The sequence below is a fragment of the Kibdelosporangium banguiense genome, from assembly GCF_017876405.1.
In the GTDB taxonomy this organism is placed as follows: domain Bacteria; phylum Actinomycetota; class Actinomycetes; order Mycobacteriales; family Pseudonocardiaceae; genus Kibdelosporangium; species Kibdelosporangium banguiense.
Map to the genome: position 1 here is coordinate 8457859 of NZ_JAGINW010000001.1, position 18656 is coordinate 8476514.

Genomic DNA, 18656 nt, shown 5'->3' on the forward strand with positions numbered 1-18656 from the left:
ATGGCGACTTCGTTCTTCTCGGCCACTCGGCTTGTCGCCGAGCGGGAGATCAAGAGTTTCGTGCGGCTCAAAGGGTTCTGGATCGGGTTCGGGTTTCTGCTGGTAGGGCTTTTCGCCGTGGCCATCCTGCCGACGGTGCTGGACGGGGGACGGGATGCCGTGGCCGGTGTGGGGCCTGCGGCGTCGAAGGTTCTTGATGGGGCCGATCTTGATGTGCGGCAGGTCGGGGACGTGGCGGCGGCCGAACAGCTGGTGCGGTCGGAGGAGGTCAAGGCCGCGGTTGTGCCGGACGGCACCGGTCAGTCGGCGACCGGGGTCCGGGTGATCGCGTTGGACGGCCGACCGACGAAGGTCGTCGCCGCGCTCTCGACCGCGCCGCCGGTTGATCTGCTGGATCCGGCCGACGCCGGCCGGGACGTGCAGATGGTGGTGATCCAGGTGTTCGCGTTGCTGTTCCTGGTGTTCGGAATGGGCGGTGTCGCCATCGCCCAGAGCACTGTCACTGAGAAACAGACGCGGGTGGTGGAGATCCTGGTGGCCACGGTTCCGGTGCGGGCGCTGCTCGCAGGCAAGATCGTGGGGCACGCCGTGCTGACGATCGCGCAGGCGGCCGTCCTTGTCCTGGCCGCGCCGATCGCGCTGAAAATCGGGAAACAGGATCAGCTGCTCACCCTGCTCGTCCCCGCGCTGGGCTGGTTCATCCCGTTCCTGTGCCTGGGATTCGTCCTCCTGGCGGCGATCTGGGCCGTCGCGGGCTCATTGGTCAGCCGTCAGGAGGATCTCGGATCCACCATGGGATTGGTGATGTTGCTGGTGTTCGGGCCGTACATCGGGGTGCTGATCGGGTCGGAGAACGAGACCGTGATGACAGTGATGTCGTACGTGCCGTTCTCGTCGGCTCTGGCTATGCCGGTCCGGATGTTCACCGGCGCCGCGCAGGCGTGGGAAGCGGTGCTGGCACTGGGGGTCTTGGCCGGCGCGGTCGTGCTGATCGTGCTGCTGGCGTCCCGGCTGTACTCCGGTTCGCTGCTGCAGACCCGTGGCAAGGTCGCGCTGGCCAAGGCGTGGGCGAAGATGGACTGACTGACGGACTGGCTCACTTGCGCTTCTGACAGTTGGCGGCCTGTTTCTCCGCGTCGGCCAGGTCCTTTTCCACCAGCACACCGATGGAGCTGGAGGCGACCAGGCCGGCGCTGGAGATCTCGGTGCCGACAAGCTGGATGTCGGTGGCGAACTTCTGCGGGTTCTTCGGGTCGGAGGCCTTGACCTTCTCGATCGACGAGTCCAGGGTCGTCTTCAGCTTCGTCAGCGTTTCGGTGTGCGAGGTCACGTACTTCTCGGAATCCTTGCTCGGGCCCTGTTTGAACGGCTCCAGGTCGGTCACGCCCTTGCCCAGGGAATCCGACGCCTTCTGCAGGTAGTCGACGAACTGGGTCTTCATCGTGGTGAGGTTCTTGGTGTCGAGCGCCGGCTCCTGCTCCATCGGCGCGATCGACTGGATGGTCACCCCGCACACCTTGTCCACCCACGCGACCAGCTCGTCCTTGCTGGCCTTCGTGGAGGTCGGAGCGCTTGAAGTGCCGGCAGCGGACCCGGTGGGCGTTCCGCTCTGCGAGGAGGAACCGCAGGAAGTCAGCGCCAGCGTGGCGAGGGCGACAGTCAACGTTACGCGAAACTTCATAGCGGTGATCCCCATATCTCTGCGAATGCGACAAAGGGAGTATGCGGCCTCGTCGCGGCCATTGCAGCCGACCGTCCAAACGGAACGCGAAATTCGCCCGATCGGGCAGAATATTGTTTTCGGAATGAGACCATAATAACTCGGATGGACAGGCTGGTCGACGAAACCCGCGCCGGATTTTCGGCCCGGTCGGCCAGGCGCACCGCCGGGCGGCCCGCTTCCGGTGCGCCGCCCGGTGATTGTCCTTGAGCTGAAACAGGAAATCGGCAGGGATGAGCAAAGTGGACGGTGCGGGCAAGCGCCCGTTGATCACCCTGGCGCCGCTGCGGGCTAGCATGCCGGCATGCGGATCATCGAAGGGGCCGGGGAGTGGAGATCGCCGGGTGAGGCGGTCAACGACTGGGTGGAGCACCTGAAGGTGCCGGATCTGTCTGTGGGGACCTACTGCATTCCGGCGGGCGGGGTCGATGACCAGAGCCCGCACACCGAGGACGAGATCTATGTGGTCACCGCGGGGCGTGCCACGATCGTGACACCGGGCTCGACGGCGAAGGTCGGCCCGGGTGCCGTGATCTTCGTTCCGGCGGGGGAGGACCACCGGTTCGTTGACATCACCGAGGATCTGGCCCTGCTCGTGGTGTTCGGACCGGCATACGGCTCGCGTGCGCCGCGCTGAGATATTCGTCAACTGTATATGTGACGGTCTTTCCGGGTGATCTTTGTTAACGGCCGGTATTCGCGCGGGAACAGAGAGCTGACGGTGCTGAATGTCCTTTTAGGACAAACGTGACGTCCATGGTGTGGGACGTTCCTATTAGGACATTGAGGGCGCCCGTCGGTGTTATCGTGGTGCGTGAGCGCGACCATTCGTACCGTCCTCGGGGACATCCGGCCACAGGAGTTAGGCGTCTGCAACGCCCACGATCACTTGTTTCTGCGTTCGCCGATGTTGCCTGGCCAGCAGCTTGACTCGCTGGAAGCGGCCGCCGCGGATCTGCGGACGTTCGCTCAGTACGGCGGCGGAGCCGTGGCGCAGTGGACGCCGTACGGCATGGGGCGCAACGCCACCGGGCTCCTGCGGCTCTCGCAGGCGACCGGTGTGCACATCATCGCGGCCACCGGCTTGCATCAGGCGCATCACTACCAGCCGGCTGTGCTGGCCGGGATCGAGGACCGGCTGGCGAATCTGTTCATCAACGAACTGACCCGCGACAGCCAGCTGCGGGCGGGCCTGATCAAGGTCGCCGGAAGTTTCCACCATCTGGACGCGCACGCCCGGCGCACGATGAGCGCGGCGGCGTCCGCGCACTGGGCGACGAACGCCCCCATCGCGGTGCACCTGGAAGGCGGGACGGCCGGAATGGAGGTGATCGGCCTGCTGTGCGGTGAGCTGGACGTCCCGCCCGGCCGTATCATCCTCGGCCACCTCAACCGGTTCCCGGATCCCGGCATGCACCGGGATCTCGCCGAGGCCGGCGTGTTTCTGGCCTTCGACGGGCCGTCGCGGGCCAACCACTCGACCGACTGGCTGATGTTCGACTGTCTGACCGCGCTCGTCGAGGCCGGTCACAGCGACCAGGTGCTGCTCGGCGGCGACACCACAGTCGCCGCCGCCCAGGGTGCTCCCGGCATGGGATATCTGCTTAGCGCGCTGCGGCCCAGGATCGAACGAGAGTTGGGTCCCGACGCCGTCGCGCGCATCTTCATTGACAACCCGGCTCGCGCCTTCGCCACGGAGTGGCCGTAGCAGCCGAATGTCAGGCGAGTCCCGCGGCCGACCACATGCCCGAGGTCGCCGGCCGATAGTCGATCTTGCTTTCGGTGCGCTGGTGAGTCTGCTCGGAGACCCAGACCTCCATCGAGGGCACGCGGGGCAGGAGTGTGTGGCAGTCGTCGAGGGCCTTGATCGACACCTCGCTGCTGACCACCGCTGCCCGCACAGTCCGGGATTCGCCGTCGGTCAGGCGCCTGCGGATGTTGAGGGCGGCGAGCACGGCCCGTTCGTCGTGGTCCCCGGCTCCGGTGCGGGCGCCGAAGACGGCCTGCCAGAGCGTGCCGACCCGGGCGGCGACAAAACCGTCGAAGCGGGAGACCTCCTCGCGGACCACCGTGTCCATGTTGGACAGTTCGGTGGCCGTCCGGTCGGGATCTCCGGAACTGTCCCATTGGGATCTCGCGCGGACCAGGACGACCGCGACCGTAGGTAACTGCGTTGTGGTGCCCATGTCCCCGGCCCCCGGATGTGTACAGGTTGGATGGAAGGTGGTTCTTGCGAGTCCCGTGTGGATTAGTTGTGTGTACAACGCGCGGAGATGAAGGTCAACAAAATGTGGCTGAAAGGGCATATTCCTACGGTCCTGTCGGGAACCGCTGCGGCTGCCGCCTGGAGCGGTCTTTTGCCTGGGGTATACCAAAGTTCTGCTGTGGCCCGTGCTGAATACAGACCTGTATCCAGCACGCCAGGGGCGATTCGAAGGCCTGTTGCGGCAGGCGGATTCGTTGTGGCTGCGGCGGATGCCGGTGTGTGGGAGCGTCGGGATCCACCCGTGGATCCCGGATCGGGAACATGAACAACGCCACACTGAAACCGGCGCCTGGCAAGCGGCCGGTGCATGTGCCGGCGAAACCGCTCCGAGGCTCGGCCATTCGGCCATTCGGACGCCGGAAACAAGCTGAATGCAGTCAAGTGCGGCTGATGCGGAAATGTGACGGTTTTACTGGGGCTTTCAGGGAAATATGCGTGCGGCACCGGCTTTCCGGGCTGTCGATATGCTGTCCGGGTGTCCAGATTCTCGGCGGTTGCGCCATTTGTTGCAGTTGTTCTTCTTGCCGGATGCTCCGGAAGCAGCAACGAGCAGGCGTTACCGCCGGCCAAGGGGTCGACGACCAGCAGGAGCGCCGCCGCGGGGTTCGCGGCGATTCCCCGGACCAGGATTTCTTTGCCCGTACCGGAAGGCATGCAGGTCGACGGGACTCTGCCCGGGCTGAGCAAGCCCGGGTCGCGCACGGGTGTGATCGTGGTCGAGCAGGAGCTGGTGGGCAAGACGGAGCAGCAGGGGCTGGCGGAGTTGCGTGAGTCCTTCTCCGGCGCGAGGGCCAAGGCGCAGGGGTTTGAAATGGGGGCGCCGCAAGAGACGACTGTGGCCGGGTTCCAAGCCGTCGTGTTCACCGGAAGCCAGCGGATCTCCGACAGCGTCGTCTTCGAGAAGGCCGTCGTCGGGATGATGGCCGAGGGCAAGCTCGTCATCATGACCGGCACGATCCAGCGGGAGGATCCGATGTCCGCCGCTGAGATGCGAAGCGTGCTCACGAAAGCCCGGTGGAACAAGGAGATCGCGCCCGGCGGCTTCGGATTCGACATCACCCCCGCGCCCGGTTACCAGCGCACCGAGAGCAGCGGCGGCCTGGTCTATTCACTGGGGCCACGGACCGACACCACTGTGCCCAAGCTGATCGCCGCGCCCTCGCTGGGGCTGGCCGTGGTCGCGCAGGACGAGCGCCGCGACTTCGCCATCAAGAGGTTCGGCTCGCTGAACAACGCCCCGACCCCGGACACCACCACCGAGGTGAGCATCGACGGGCTGCCCGGTTTCGAATTGGTGGGCAAGGGCAAGAACAACAGGACGCACTACATGGTCGCGCTGTTCACCGAAGGCGGGTACGTCCTGATCATCGGTGACTTCGACTCCGCCGTGCACCCCGACCAGTTGCCCGCGTTCCAGGCGATGGCGAAGTCGTTCGTCCAGCAGTGACAGGACCTGAGTACCGTTGCGCGGTATGTGGATCACCAGGACAGAGACCAGTTCGGATGTCGCGGCCGTCAGGTCGATCGTGCTCGCGGCGTTTGAAACGGCACTCGAAGCGGACCTGGTCGACGCGCTCCGGGAGGACCCGGCCTGGATCGACGGGTTGTCCTGGGTCGCTGAGACGTCCGCCGGTGAGGTCGCCGGGTACACATTGCTGACCAGGTGCCACATCGGGGAGACGCCCGCGTTGTGCCTGGCGCCTGTCGCGGTCTCGCCGGAACACCAGCGGACAGGGGCCGGCGGGGCGGTCATCCGCAGCGCCCTGGCGGCCGCCACCGAAATGGGGGAGCGGTTCGTCACCGTGCTGGGGCACCCGGAGTACTACCCGAAGTTCGGGTTCGGGCGGGCGTCGGCAGCCGGGATCACGATCCCGATGGATGTCCCGGACGAGGCCATGATGGCGATGAGCCTGGACGGATCACCCTTGCCCAGCGGGATGGTCCGTTACGCCAAACCGTTCGGCATCTGATCGGCGGCGCGCTGCAGGGCGAGGCGGGCGGCTGAGATCGCGGGATGGTCGCCGGTGCCACGCCGGTAGGCCAAATGGGTTCTGCGCCGGATAGGCAGCGGAGTCAGCACGACAGTGGCGGGCGCCGCGACGGCGCCCAGATCGGGTACGAAAGCGACGCCCTGACCGGCCGCCATCAACGCGAGCACCGCACCGAAGTCGTCCGCGTGATGGCGGATGCGTGGCACGAATCCTGTGGCCTCACAGGCTCGGACAGTCATGGCATGGCAGAGAGTGCCTGGCGTACCGGCGATCCAGGGGGAATCACGCCAGGCGGTCAAGGGCCCGGCGGTCAGCGCAGCCAGGTGGAGGGTCTCTTCCAGCAGTGGTTCGGTCTGCAGTCCGGGCTCGGAGACGACCGGCACGTAGTCGTATTCCTGAACCAGGGCGACATCGAGGCTTTCCTCGCGCAGCGCGTCGGGCACTGACGCCGGATCCAGTTCGGCGACCATCAGATCGAGGCCCGGATGCTCGGTGCTCAGCGCGACGATGGCGGGCGTCAGGATCGTCTGTACCGCTGTGGGGAAGACGCCGATGCGCAGGGTTCCCGTGAGCGCTGTAGATGCCAGTTCGGCGGCGGCCTTCTGCAGGATCGCGAGGATCGACTCGGTGTGCTCGACGAGACCGAGAGCCGCTGGGGTCAGTTGCACGCGCCGGCCGGTCCGCTCCAGCAGTGGCACTCCGGTCTCGCGTTCGAGGGCGGTGAGCTGCTGCGAAACGGCGGATGGCGTGTAGCTGAGCGCCTCGGCGACGGCAACGATCGTCCCGCGGTGCGCCAGTTCGCGAAGAAGCCGGAGCTTACGTACGTCGAGCATAAGAACACCTTATGCTCGACAGCAGAAATGTGAACTGGACCTGAACGGTGGATTCGGTGATCGTGGAGACATGTCCCTCACAGGTCTCTTCGTTCCGCTAGTCACGCCGTTCACCGCCGCCGACGAACTCGCCTCCGAGGCATTGGAGGCACTTGCCCATGCCGTACTCGACGGCGGGGCGTCCGGCATCGTCGCATTGGGCACGACTGGCGAACCGGCGACGCTGACGCCCGCGGAACGACGCAGGGTCGTCGACATCTGCGCCGGTGTGTGCGCGGAGCGCGGGGCGCACCTGATCGTCGGTACCGGGTCGAACTCGACTGCCGACTCGATCGGCATGCTCGCCGATCCCGGCCCCCGAGTGACCGCCGCTCTCACAGTTGTCCCGTACTACACCCGCCCGTCCGAGGACGGTGTCGTCGAGCACTTCCGCCGGCTTGCGGCCGCCAGTCCGGTGCCGCTGCTCATCTACAACATCCCGTACCGCACTGGCAGGCCGTTGGGAGCCGGCACTCTCCGTCGGCTCGCCGAGATACCGAACGTTGCCGGGTTCAAGCACGCGGTCGGCGGCATCGACGAGGCCACTGTCGCGTTCATGAGCAGCATGTCGGCTGACGTATCGGTTCTCGCCGGCGACGACCTTTATGCCGGGCCGCTGCTGGCCCTTGGCGCCAGCGGGGGAATCCTGGCCTGTGCCAACGTGGCCACCCGTGCTTACGCCGGCCTGGTCGCGACGTGGCGAGACGGCCCGATCGACCACGCTCGTCGCCTCAACAATCAGCTCGTCCCATTGGCCCAAGCTCTGTTCGCCGAGCCCAATCCCGTTGTGATCAAGGCGGTTCTGGCGGCTCACGGTCGGATTCCCAGCCCGCACGTCCGCCTGCCGCTGCTCGCCGCCAGCCCAGCGACGACCACTGCGGCCACCACCGCAGCCCTTGAGGTGTCTCAATCTGGGACAGTCGGCTTGGCGCACCTCCGATAGCATGTGGGAATGATCTTCATCACCGCGAAGTTCCGGATCAAGCCGCAGGACGCCGACCGCTGGCCGGAGATCTCCCGTGCGTTCACCGAGGCCACCCGGGCCGAGCCGGGCTGCCTGTGGTTCGACTGGTCCCGCAGCCTCGACGACACATGCGAGTACGTCCTGGTGGAAGCCTTCCGCGACGACGACGCGGGCGCCGCCCACGTGCAGTCCGACCACTTCAAAGCGGCCCAGAAGACATTGCCGCCGCACCTGGCCGAGACGCCCCGGATCGTCAACTTCAAGGTCCCGCAGGACGACTGGTCGCTGCTCGGCGAAATGGCTGTCGAATAACAGGTTTCCGGCATACCGTCAGGGTGTGCCGGATCCTTGGCTGCTCATCGAGGTGCTCGACGGGGAGGTCCCGGCGAGCGAGTGGCGCCGCGTCCATGGCGGGACATTCCTCGACGCCGCGATAGCCGACCGGGCCGTGCGGTGGTCGTGGCGGGCGCATGGTCGCGGTGTGGTGTTCGAGATCGCTTTCCGGACTGAGCGCATCCGCGACGAGTTCCGCCACCGGCAGTCGATCAAGGCAGCGCTCGAAGCCGTGCCGGACCCGCGGGACGGGCTCACCATTGTTGCCGACTAGGCATCCGGCTACGGAACACCGCGATCTCGCTATGACCGGTATCTGTGTCGGTGTCGCAGAGAACGACGGCGTCGTAGGCCCTGGCCCAGGCTTCGTAGTGGGTCGCCAGCTCCCGCCACACGCTGGAGGACTGCGAGCCCGGCGCGGCTTCGTGCACGTCAAGCCCGCAATCAGCGAGTACGGCCGGGTCGATGCCGTGCCCGGCCACCAGCAGTGCCCGGTCCGGCAGCCCGGCCAGATCCACCGGCCGGCCAGGTGCTGTTGTGGCCAGGCTGGTCAGCTGCAGGCCGCCGGTTCCGCCGAAAAGCAGGAACACACTGGAGGCCGGCTTCGGCGGACCACCGGAGGTCTGCTCGACCACGACCAGCGCGAGCTCCTCACACCGGCCGGAACTGGTGTACCCGCGCGCGATCCGCAACGCCTTGAACGGCGCCCGGATGCCCTGCTCGGATACGGCGAAGTTGCGTGCACCGCCGCCGAGCAGGTGATCCAAGCGTGCGGAGACCGACTGGGACGGGTACGAGTCACCCAGCCCGTGGGCGACGATCAGCAGATCCGGCGACGGCACGGGCCCGGTGATCTGTTCCAGGGCGCCTTCGGCGAGTTCGCCGAACGAGATGCTCGAACCCCCGCCCGGCTGGTACTCGGCTGCGGTACGCAGGCGCATGATCAGTCCGCGACGTCTTCGAGTGCGGTGTTGATTCGGTCCACAGTGAACTCCTCGGTTACAGGGATATGAGCTGTTGCTTGCCGAGCAGGTCGGCCACGGTGTCGCGCCGGCGGACGAGGTGCGCGACGCCGTCGAGGACAAGGACTTCGGCGGGGTAGCCGTGGCTGAGGAACAGACCTGGTGACGCCGTGGGGCCGTATGCGCCGGAGCGTTCGACACCGAGCAGGTCGCCCGGCCGGATTTCTGGCAGGGAGACCTGTTTTGCGACCACGTCGCCAGGAGCGCAGAGCGGCCCGGCGATGTTGTAGCGCTGGACCGCTGGTTCCTCGTACCGCGTCAGCGACCTGACCGGGAAGTTTCGTTTGACGAAGCTGCCGATGCCGACCGCGGCCATGTGGTGGTTGGTGCCGCCATCGGCGACGACGAACCACTCGCCCATGGACTGCTTGACGTACCGGGCGCGGATCACGTACATGCCGCACCACCCGGTCAGATACCTGCCGAGTTCCGTGATCAGCCGGCAGCCGGGGTGCCGGGTGCGGAAGTCGTCGACGGTGTCGTTCAGGCCTTCGGCCAAGGCGTCGAGATCCAGGTCTGTCTCGTTGTCGAAGTACGGCACACCGAGCCCGCCGCCGATGTCGACGGTTCGCAGCTCGAAATCGAGTTCGACCGACAGCTTCCCGGCGACTTCGAGGATGCCGCGGGTGTTGTGCACGATGTCGGACGAGCTCAGAAGCCGCGTCCCCATGTAGGCGTGGATGCCCGCGACCGTGACGTGCCGAAGCTCTTCGATGAACTGTCCTGATTGGAACAGCACATCCTGGTCGATACCGAACTGTTGTGGCGTGCCGCCCATCGAGAGTCTCGCGCCCTTGGTCGTGAACGACGGGTTCACACGCAACAAGACTCGGACTGGCTGCTGCCTGGCGTCGAGCGCGGCCAGTTCGTCAAGCGACTCGCAGACAATCGCGTGAACGCCCAGCTGAAGGCAGGCGTCGAGCTCCTCGGCGGACTTGCCTGGGCCGAGGAAGACGATGTTCCCGGGCGCGGCACCGGCACGGCGGGCGGTCTCCAGTTCGGCCAAAGAGGACACTTCCAGGCCCGCGCCCAGCGAACGCAGCACTGCGCAGATGCTGATATTCGGGTTCGCCTTGACCGAGTAGAAGATGTCCATGCCTGGGTGCAGGCGCTCGCGGAGTGACCCGTAGACTTCACGCAGGATGTCGCCGTCGTAGACGTACAGGGGTGTGCCGAATCGGGCTGCCAGGTCGCTGATCGCGTGACCCTGTACGGAATACTCGCAGGTCATTCGTTATTCCTCAGGGCGGTTTCGGCGGCAGCGTCGAACGCCGCGAGGCGGCTTCGGTCAGGGGCGGTCAGCATCACGTACAGTCGGCCGTGCCGCACGGTGCCGAAGCACGTGATCACCAGGTTGGAGTCCGGCGTGGTGGCCAGGACCGGCCGGAGCCGGCGGTGGACCTCGGCGAACGAGAGCGGGCCGACGCAGTAGTGACGGGCGAGCGCGACATGGCCGGCGGGCTGGCACAGTTCGCTGACGCCGCCCTGGTAGGTGGACATGTTCAGCCGGGCGTTGATCTCCAGCACCGGGTACAGCGTCTTGTTCTCCGTGACGATGGCATCGACCCCGACCACTCCGACGAAGCCGTCCAAGAACAGCCGCGCACCGATCACAGCCGACGCGTGCTCGAGTTCGGTGACGTGTTCGGCTGACAGGTCCGCAGGCATCAGGTGTCCCTTGTGGACTCCGCTCTGAGTGAGCGCCTGCTTGACGAAGTCGAACGTGACCCGGCCGTCCCGGCCGATGGTGAACTGGTAGTTCAGGTCGTACTTCTTCGGTAGCCAGGACTCGACCACCACATGCATCCGGCTGTCCCCGCTGCGCGCCGCCCGGCGCTCGGCCATCCGTACCAGTCCGTCCATTTTGGCCGGACTGTCCAGGACGAGCAGACCTTTGCCCGACACGCCGAACGCGGCCTTCACCACGGCCCCACGGCCGCGCCGGATCGCGGGCTCGTGGTGCCGGATCGCCGCGACAAGGTCCTCGACGGTCTCGCAGGATCGGCCGGGGACCGTGCGCAGCCCGGCCTCCTCGGTGATGCGTCGGCTGTAGATCTTGCTGTTCACTCGTTCGAACGTGTCCGCGTCCGGTACCGCGAGGCGGAGCCCGCACGTCTGGGCGATCTTCTGCTCCAATGTGGACGTTCCCATCGGCAGCAGCCGGCCGCCGGCCGCGCCGATCCGGGTCAGCCGGTCGAGCAGGGCGGGGGAGTCCAGTACGTCCTCGGTGGTGGACCGGTTGTCCTCGGCGTTCTCCGGTAGCAGGATCGTCGGCAGGGCGAAGCCCAGTTTCCGCGCGTAGTCGGCGTATCCGGGGTCCAGCGGCTGCTTGAGCACCAGGTAGTCGTCAGGTCCGGCCAGCAGCAGGCCGAGTTCCTCCATCCGCCGCACGAGGCCGGCCGAGCCGGAAAACGACGGCCCGGGCAGACCGGCGTAATTGGCCGCCCACTGCGTCTCGGCTTCGAAGTTGCAGAGGAATACCAGGGGTGTGGCCGGGTCGCCGGTCAGTGCCAGCTTTATCGCGCGCAGGTACTGAGAGGTCACGGTCGTCGACGTTAGGTCGGCTGCGCATCCCTAACATGAGGGATATCCCTACGGTTGCGCAGGTTCAGGGTCGGGTGGCCGAGTCCTGGCCGGGCACTCGAACGCGCCCCGCGTGCCGCCTGCCGGTACATGCCGCAGACCATGATGCGGGCGTTCCTGCTTGGGGCGGAACGACTTCTGGTCCTCGATTGTGTCACGCGATATACTTCGTACGCACTATGTATCGCCGGGTCAACAGGTCTTTGTTGTGAGAACTCCAGGAACCGGAGGAGTGGTTGTCTGATTCCGGCCCACCCCTCAGTGGCGCCTGGCTTGCGGGCCGCTCGGCCGAACTGGCCGAGCTCGACGGTGTACTGCGGCGGCTGGGATCGGGGGATCCCCAGGTCGTGGAGATATACGGCGAACCGGGCATCGGGAAGACCCGGCTGCTGGACGCGCTTTCGGTGATGATCGGGCAGAAAGGCGCCACCCTGGCCGCGGGCCGGGCGACGGAATACGAGAACGGAGTCCCGTTCGCCGTTTTCTCCGAAGCTTTCGACGCGATTCCGGCGGTGCTGGAAACGGTGCCCGAAGTCGTTGACGGAATTCGTTCCCCCGGCCGGAGCGGTCTTGAGCGGCACAATCTCTACCGGGCGGTCCGCCGGATGCTGGCCGGGCTGGCCGAGTCACCCGGGCTCGCCCTGGTGCTCGACGATCTGCACTGGGCCGACGAGGCATCGCTTGAGCTCGTCGAGCATCTGCTGCGCGACCGCCCACCAGGGTTTCTGCTGATCGCGTTGGCATACCGGACAGATCAGGTCCCCGCGGCGTTACCGGCCGCCCTGGCCCGCACCCGCGCGGAGGTGACCAGGCTGGCATTGGGGCCGTTGCGGCTGGCAGACGTGCACCACGTGGTGCCAGGACTGCCGGCCCGCAGACGCCGGCTGCTGTTTCAGGCAAGTGGCGGAAATCCGTTGTATCTCAAGGCTTTGGAGAAGGTCGACGAGAACACGGTGGCGGCGTTGACCGACCCGGCCCGGATCTCCGCCGACGACATGCCGCACCGGCTGCAGGCACTGCTCGCCACCGAGTTGCATTCCCTGGATCCCACTCAGTTGCTGGTCGCGCAGGCCACCGCGGTGGCAGGTGACCCGGCCGATCTCGACCTCGTGGTCCAGGTCGCCGCATGTGCCGAGGACCACGTGTACCGGGCGCTGGACGAACTGGTGCAGCTGGGGGTCATCCACGCCGCAGGTTCGCGGTTCAGCTTCCGGCATCCGCTTCTGCGTGCCGCTGCGTACCAGATGGCCGGGCCCGTGTGGCGAATCAAGTCCCATCAGCGTGCCGAGGAATTCCTGCGATCACGCGGCGGACCCCTGACACTGCGAGCACATCATGCCGCCCACGCGGCCCGATACGGCGACAGCACAGCGGCGTCGACGCTCGCACAGGCGGCGGTGGCGTCGATCGACAGCGCGCCCGGCACTGCCGCGGAGTGGCTGCGTGTCGCGTTGAACGCGTTGCCGGACAACGAGGAATCCGCCGGGCGCCGGGTCGAGCTGCTGCTGTTGCTGGCCAGGGCGCTCGGCCGGAGCGGACGGCTGGAGAACAGCCGCGAGATCCTGCACCAGGTCCTGGATCTTCCCCAGGCGCCACGGACACTGGCCGTCCGGTACTGCGCGGTGACCGAGCGCCTGCTCGGCCGGCTTCCGGAAAGCCGGGCACTGCTGGAGGCCGAGCTCGGCCGGTCGCCCACGATGGCCGACGCCGAGGTGGCCGCGCTGCTCGTCGAACTGGCCGGGTCCGCGATTCTCGTCCAGGACAACGAGACGTGCGTAAGCAACGCGTCCCAGGCGGTCACGCTGGGAGTGAAGGTCGGCGATCGGGGCCACGAGTCGGCGGGCCGGACCTTGTGCGCGCTGGCAGCACTCAGCTCAGGCGACGCGCAGACCGCGCGTGAGGAACTGGAAACTGTTGTCCGGCTTGTGGATTCGGTGTCCGACACCGAGCTGCGCGAACACCTGCACCTGATCCCGCCCTTGGGCTGGCTGGAGCTGCAGCTGGAGCAGTACGACAACGTCGCCCGGCACGTCCGCCGCGGCCTGGACATCGCCCACGGCAGCGGGCACAGCCACGCCCTGCCGTACCTGTACATCGTGGATTCCGCGGTGAAGTACCGGACCGGCCTGATCGACCAGGCCACCCAGGCCAACGAGGAAGCCAGGGAGCTGTCCACGCTGATGGGCAGCACCGAGACGCTGGCCATGGCCCGGACGTTGGAGCTGCGGTCGCTGCTGTGGCAACGAGGCCCGGAGGCCGCGCTGCCCCTCGCGGACCTGCTGGCCGGCGGCGAACGCCCCAAGTCGACCTGGTGGGCCGAGGTCGGCGACATGTTCATCGCCACCATCCACCTGTTCGCCGGACAACCGGAGAACGCCGGCGCCCATGTCATGTCCTGCGTGGGCGATCCGAGGGAGCTCGCCGGGCTGACCGCGGCCCGGTGGTGCGGCATCCTCGCGGTCGCCAAGGGCCAGCTCGGCCAGTTCGACGACGCGTTGGACCTCGCCGAACACGCGCTGAACCACGCGAGCACCCTCGGACTGTCCTTCCAGGACGGACTCGCGCAGCTCGCCTACGCGCGGGTACTAGGCCGATGTGGACAGTTGACGACCTCCGTCGACCGGGCTTACGCCGCGGCGCAAAGCTTCGCCGCGGCTCGCGCGCCGATGTATCGCGCATTGGCCCACGAAGTCGCCGCGCACAACCTGGCGGCAGCCGGTGACCTGCAGCAGGCGCGGGCGGATCTTGGCCTGGCCAAGTCGGGCTATTCGGCGTGCGGGGCGACCTGGCTGTTCGCTCAGGCCCGCACGAGCGAGATCCGGTTCGGAGCGCGGGCGCAACGCACTCGCCGGCCTGTGGGCACGGTCGGTGCCCTGTCCGGACGGGAGCTCGAGGTCGCTCAGCTGGTCGCGGCCGGGCTGACCAACCGCGAGATCGCCACCCGCCTGTACCTCAGCCCGAAGACCGTGGAAGCCCACCTGGCGAGGGTGTTCACCAAACTCGGCGTCAAGTCCAGAGTGGGCGTTGCCCAGCAGCTGGCCGGCCGCTCAGGTTGACGGGTTGTTCGTGGCACTGACTGTGATGGTCTTGAAGACGTTCTTGTTGCCCGCGGGCCACACGGTGTAGGTGTGCGTCGTCTTGCCGGGTGAGTTGGTGCACGAGAACGGCAAAGTCAGTTCGCCGGATGCCGGGTAGTCGCTGCCGTACGCGCCGTAGAGGCTGGGCTGGTCCACGGAGATCGCCGCCTTGGTCGCGCCGGTGACCTTCCACGTGATGGTCACGTCCTGGCCAGGCGTGGAGAACGGTGCGTCCGGCGTACCGTGGCGCGGGCACAACGGTTGCTTCTTCACCGAGAGGGTGACGCTCGCCGACGGCGGGCTTGAGCTCGATGTGGACTTGCCTCCACCACTACTACCGCTGTTACTACCGCCGCTGTTGCCGGAACCGCCCGACGAGCCGGATTTGGCGTTCACCCCGGACTTCGCCGTCGCCGTGGTGGCGGGCTGGCCACTGTCGGATGTGGGCGCCGAGACGACCGTCGGGGGCGCGGTCGTCGCCGAGCCGCCGGACACGTTGTTGCAACCCGCCAACGCCAGGCCGACGCCGACCGCCGTGCCGATCACGCCGAGAACTCGGGGGAAGATCATGTGTATCACCGTTTCCGTTCGTCCTATTGCGACTGTCTGTTCAAGCGCAAAGACGTGACCCGGCGGTGCGGGTTGCGGCCGGCTGCTCAACTAGTCCGTAAGAAGAGCGAAATCGTGACCCCGGTGATACAACAGTGCCCCAAAGGGCAGACTGTCTACTGTGTCCGATCCCGGAACGCTGCAACGATCATGCCGGTGAGCTCCCGCGCGTACTGCCCGTCGGGATCGAGATCCGGATCGTAGATCGCGGCGTTCATACCGAGACAACGCTCGTCGGCCAGCAACGGCTTCAGCAGATCGATCAGCTCGCCGTACTGCAGGCCGCCCGGGTCCGGCGCGTCCGCGGCCGGCATTACCTCGATGTCGAGGACGTCCACATCGAGGTGCACCCAGTAGCTGCGGCCGTCGAGCCGTTGACGGGTGCGGTCGAGTACCTCGTCCGGGCCCATGGCCTGGATCCCGGGCGCGGTGATGCCGAGGATGTCCGCCTCGGCCAGGTTGGCGACGTCCTCGTCGTCGTCACGGTTGCCGAGCACGACGATGTCGGGGTCCTGGAAGTACGGCCCGAGGTCGTCGATGTTCGTCAGATCGGCCTGCCCACGACCCGTGACGAGCGCGAGCGTCTCGCCCGCGGCGGCGCCGATCCGTCCGGCCTGCGAGAGCCGCAGGAAATCCGCACTGCCGTCGAAGTACACCAGCCCGCATCGATCATATTGCTTCAACGCCATGCCGATACCGAGCAGGATGCTGCAGTCGCCACCCAGCACGAGCGGGAAGTCGCCGCGAGTGACAACGGCATTCACCCGACCGGCCAGGCGACGGCTGTACTCGGCCATGGCCTTGGCGTTGAACACGCCGTCACCGGGCGACCAGTCCGAGATGTCGTACCGCGGCGGTACGACATAGCCCTCGTCGAGCGCGTCCAGTTCGCCGAGAAGGCCGCAGTCACGCAGGGCACCGGCCATCTTGTAGCAGCCCGGGACCACTCCTGGTCCGGGCATCCGCAGGCCCAGATTGGAGGGCGCGTCCAGGACGTGGATCTTCTTCACTCCGCCTCCAGTGAGGCCAGCACGTCGACGGCGAGGGCGGCGAACTCCCCCGCCAGGCCCGGGATGATCAGCACCAGCTGGCAGACCGACGCGAGGATGGTGACGTCCCGGGTGCGGGAGGCCTCGATCAGGTCGAGCATCCGGCGCACGACGAACTGCTGGACGTCGGCTCGCGCGTCGGGGTTGACCCATGCCGTCACGACCATGGCGAACGCGGCCGATTCGGTGACCCAGTCCTCGGGGCCGTTGAGCAGGTCGGCCAGGATCACCCGGCGCTGCGACTCCAGCCAGGGCTCGTCCGACGCGTAGTGCGCGATCCCGAGACAGGCCCATGTCTGCACCGCACGGACCCACAGATGCGGTGCGTGCCTGCCGAGGATGTGGCCGAGCTCGTCAGCTGTTGGTGCCGGCGGGTACGTGAGCACGCTCATCAGCTGCACTGGGTCGAGCCCGGACAGTGTGATGGCGGCGTCGTAGGCCTCTGGCGGCGACAGCCACCTGATCATGGCGACGCGCTGTACGGCTTCAGCCACCTGCGGCGTGGGTGGGGGCAGCGCAGGGCGCGCTTGTTTGCCGTCGTACGACCACACCGTGTACTGAACCGGTGACGACGGCAGCCGGATGTCGGGCTCGGGCACGTCGTCGACATCCACGTTGGCCATGGGGAAGACCGAATGCAGGGTGAGGAACGCGCTCGGCGGCTCGAGCGCGGACAACGTCATGGACATCGTGACGTCAGGCGAGGGCTCGTTCTGTTCGAGCACCTGCCGCAGCACATTGATCACGGCTTCCTGCGCGTCCGGGACGACACCCAGCCATGGCCGGCTGCTGCTGTGGTTGGCCAGCACGGTGGCCGCGTAGCTGTCCGGGTGGTCGCGTACCTCGTCGGCCAGCGTGATCAGATGCCGTACGTCGCCGTCGATGGCGTAGCGCAGGCCATGGGAGGTCGGCACCGCCCGGGAATGCGTGGGGTCCTGCGCGACCACGCGCTCGGCCCACTCCAGGCCCTCCTCGGGACGCTCCATCGCGCCGAGCAGGTCGGCCACGTCGATGTACAGATCGAGGTCCTGGGGCGTGCGCTCGATCTCGTCCTGCCACACGGCCAGTGCTTCCTCCGTGCGGCCCGCGGTCCGCAGCGCGTAGCCCTTCATCATGGCCGCCTGGTGCGACGGCTCGATCTGGAAGGACTTCTCGGCCCACGCGATCGCCTCGTCGAACGCGCCGAGCCTGCGGCCGAGCATCGACCCGCACCACAGCAGCATCGCGTGACCCGGATGCTGCGCGACGGCCGTGCGCAGCAGATCCAGCGCGGGCAGCAACGGCTCACGCTCGTCCTCGTCGACGGGGTCGTCCAGGCGCTGCGCCATCTGCCCCAGCGCTATGCCCAACGCGGACGGGTCGAACGGCAGATCGGTGCGCTGCAGCCACGCGACGTCGAGCCACTGCCGGTCGGGCTCGTGCGCGGCGACGGTCAGCAGCATCTGGATCGCCTCGTCCCACCGGCCCGCGGCCGCGCAGACGTGGGCGTGCGCGGCGACTGTGCCGATGAACCCGTCCTCGTCCTCGAAATAGTCCAGTGCCTGAACTGGGCCACCCGCACGGGCGACGAACTCGGCGAGCGCCTCGTGCGTGTCCGGCAGACGCGGATCCAGCGCCAGCGCGTCAGCCAGATGGCGCAGTGCGTGAGGCAGGTCTCCGCTGTCCATGACGAGCCGCGCGACGGCCACTTCGCCCTCGGCATCCGGCTGCCCGCCAGAACAGTGGTCGATTTCCTCGTGGTCCAAGTTGCGCCCCCTGTCGGATCAGTACGGCACTTTATCCGCATGCCTGCGGCCGGGCCCTACCGCCATTCCGGGATATCGTCGCGATCATGACCGTCGCGCGTTCGCTGCTGTTGTTCGCCCTCGCCGCCGTGGCCGAGATCGGCGGGGCATGGCTGGTCTGGCAAGGGGTGCGGGAGCACCGTGGTCTACTGTGGATCGCGGCGGGAGTGATCTCCCTTGGGGTGTACGGCTTTGTCGCCACCCTGCAGCCGGACGCGAACTTCGGCCGGATCCTGGCCGCGTACGGCGGGGTCTTCGTCGCGGGCTCGCTGGCGTGGGCCATGGTCGTGGACAGATTCCGGCCCGACCAGTGGGACTACCTGGGTGCCGCGATCTGCCTGATCGGTGTCGCGGTCATCATGTACGCACCGCGTAAGTAGGCTGAG

The 18656-nt window shown here is 67.2% G+C and carries 19 protein-coding genes; 10 read left to right on the forward strand and 9 right to left on the reverse strand.

Annotated features, from left to right (window positions below; translation table 11 throughout):
• The gene (locus JOF56_RS38370) at positions 1-1083 is read left to right on the forward strand and encodes an ABC transporter permease (RefSeq protein WP_209644320.1); all 1083 of its coding nucleotides are present in this window, start codon (positions 1-3) and stop codon (positions 1081-1083) included.
• A 13-nt stretch (positions 1084-1096) separates the two neighbouring features.
• On the opposite strand, the gene JOF56_RS38375 is transcribed toward JOF56_RS38370, so the two are convergent.
• Positions 1097-1681 (reverse strand): hypothetical protein, encoded by a 585-nt coding sequence (locus JOF56_RS38375; RefSeq protein WP_209644321.1) that lies wholly within the window; start codon positions 1679-1681, stop codon positions 1097-1099.
• A 343-nt stretch (positions 1682-2024) separates the two neighbouring features.
• Here JOF56_RS38375 and JOF56_RS38380 point away from each other — a divergent pair, with 343 nt between their 5' ends.
• Entirely contained in the window at positions 2025-2357 is a 333-nt protein-coding gene (locus JOF56_RS38380; RefSeq protein WP_209644322.1) for a cupin domain-containing protein, read from the forward strand.
• Positions 2358-2534: 177 nt separating this feature from the next.
• Positions 2535-3428, forward strand: coding sequence for a phosphotriesterase family protein (locus tag JOF56_RS38385; protein ID WP_307855441.1), 894 nt, complete (start codon positions 2535-2537; stop codon positions 3426-3428).
• A gap of 10 nt (positions 3429-3438) precedes the next feature.
• On the opposite strand, the gene JOF56_RS38390 is transcribed toward JOF56_RS38385, so the two are convergent.
• Positions 3439-3906: a hypothetical protein gene (locus JOF56_RS38390; protein ID WP_209644323.1), complete on the reverse strand. Its 468-nt coding sequence runs from the start codon at positions 3904-3906 to the stop codon at positions 3439-3441.
• 555 nt (positions 3907-4461) lie between these two features.
• On the opposite strand from JOF56_RS38390, the gene JOF56_RS38395 reads away from it, so the two are divergent.
• Positions 4462-5433 (forward strand): hypothetical protein, encoded by a 972-nt coding sequence (locus JOF56_RS38395; RefSeq protein WP_209644324.1) that lies wholly within the window; start codon positions 4462-4464, stop codon positions 5431-5433.
• Positions 5434-5458: 25 nt separating this feature from the next.
• Positions 5459-5956 carry a GNAT family N-acetyltransferase gene (locus tag JOF56_RS38400; RefSeq protein ID WP_209644325.1) on the forward strand — a complete coding sequence of 166 codons (498 nt, stop codon included), beginning with the start codon at positions 5459-5461 and terminating at the stop codon, positions 5954-5956.
• Here JOF56_RS38400 and JOF56_RS38405 read toward each other — a convergent pair.
• The gene (locus JOF56_RS38405) at positions 5932-6810 is read right to left on the reverse strand and encodes a LysR family transcriptional regulator (protein WP_209644326.1); all 879 of its coding nucleotides are present in this window, start codon (positions 6808-6810) and stop codon (positions 5932-5934) included. The two genes, JOF56_RS38400 and JOF56_RS38405, sit on opposite strands and share 25 nt — an antisense overlap.
• Positions 6811-6880: 70 nt before the next feature.
• Between JOF56_RS38405 and dapA the strand changes: the two genes are divergently transcribed.
• The 3 genes from dapA to JOF56_RS38420 are packed head-to-tail and all read left to right on the forward strand — an operon-like array spanning position 6881 to position 8420.
• A complete protein-coding gene (dapA, locus tag JOF56_RS38410) occupies positions 6881-7792 on the forward strand; it encodes a 4-hydroxy-tetrahydrodipicolinate synthase (protein ID WP_209644327.1) in 912 nt (303 codons plus the stop codon).
• Between the two features lie 9 nt (positions 7793-7801).
• Positions 7802-8125 (forward strand): putative quinol monooxygenase, encoded by a 324-nt coding sequence (locus tag JOF56_RS38415; protein ID WP_209644328.1) that lies wholly within the window; start codon positions 7802-7804, stop codon positions 8123-8125.
• A 25-nt stretch (positions 8126-8150) separates the two neighbouring features.
• A complete protein-coding gene (locus tag JOF56_RS38420) occupies positions 8151-8420 on the forward strand; it encodes a hypothetical protein (protein ID WP_209644329.1) in 270 nt (89 codons plus the stop codon).
• Here JOF56_RS38420 and JOF56_RS38425 read toward each other — a convergent pair.
• Genes JOF56_RS38425 through JOF56_RS38435 form a run of 3 tightly spaced genes read right to left on the reverse strand, consistent with a single transcriptional unit; the run spans position 8401 to position 11712 of the window.
• Complete coding sequence (locus tag JOF56_RS38425) at positions 8401-9087, reverse strand: hypothetical protein (protein WP_209644330.1); 687 nt, start codon at positions 9085-9087, stop codon at positions 8401-8403. The genes JOF56_RS38420 and JOF56_RS38425 overlap by 20 nt on opposite strands.
• Positions 9088-9145: 58 nt before the next feature.
• On the reverse strand, positions 9146-10399 hold the full coding sequence (locus tag JOF56_RS38430) for a type III PLP-dependent enzyme (RefSeq protein ID WP_209644331.1): 1254 nt from the start codon (positions 10397-10399) through the stop codon (positions 9146-9148).
• Positions 10396-11712 (reverse strand): preATP grasp domain-containing protein, encoded by a 1317-nt coding sequence (locus JOF56_RS38435; RefSeq protein WP_209644332.1) that lies wholly within the window; start codon positions 11710-11712, stop codon positions 10396-10398. The genes JOF56_RS38430 and JOF56_RS38435 overlap by 4 nt, the downstream gene beginning before the upstream one ends.
• Positions 11713-11987: 275 nt before the next feature.
• Between JOF56_RS38435 and JOF56_RS38440 the strand changes: the two genes are divergently transcribed.
• Positions 11988-14807 carry a helix-turn-helix transcriptional regulator gene (locus JOF56_RS38440; RefSeq protein ID WP_209644333.1) on the forward strand — a complete coding sequence of 940 codons (2820 nt, stop codon included), beginning with the start codon at positions 11988-11990 and terminating at the stop codon, positions 14805-14807.
• Here the strand turns inward: JOF56_RS38440 and JOF56_RS38445 are convergent.
• The 3 genes from JOF56_RS38445 to JOF56_RS38455 form a co-directional block, all read right to left on the reverse strand.
• Positions 14799-15398, reverse strand: a complete 600-nt coding sequence (locus JOF56_RS38445; RefSeq protein ID WP_209644334.1) for a hypothetical protein — start codon at positions 15396-15398, stop codon at positions 14799-14801. The two genes, JOF56_RS38440 and JOF56_RS38445, sit on opposite strands and share 9 nt — an antisense overlap.
• 155 nt (positions 15399-15553) lie before the next feature.
• Complete coding sequence (locus tag JOF56_RS38450; protein WP_307855442.1) at positions 15554-16447, reverse strand: arginase family protein; 894 nt, start codon at positions 16445-16447, stop codon at positions 15554-15556.
• The gene (locus JOF56_RS38455) at positions 16444-18231 is read right to left on the reverse strand and encodes a tetratricopeptide repeat protein (protein ID WP_209644335.1); all 1788 of its coding nucleotides are present in this window, start codon (positions 18229-18231) and stop codon (positions 16444-16446) included. Before JOF56_RS38455 ends, JOF56_RS38450 begins: the two co-directional genes overlap by 4 nt.
• An 86-nt stretch (positions 18232-18317) precedes the next feature.
• Between JOF56_RS38455 and JOF56_RS38460 the strand changes: the two genes are divergently transcribed.
• Complete coding sequence (locus JOF56_RS38460; protein WP_245378549.1) at positions 18318-18650, forward strand: YnfA family protein; 333 nt, start codon at positions 18318-18320, stop codon at positions 18648-18650.
• Positions 18651-18656 lie beyond the last annotated feature (6 nt).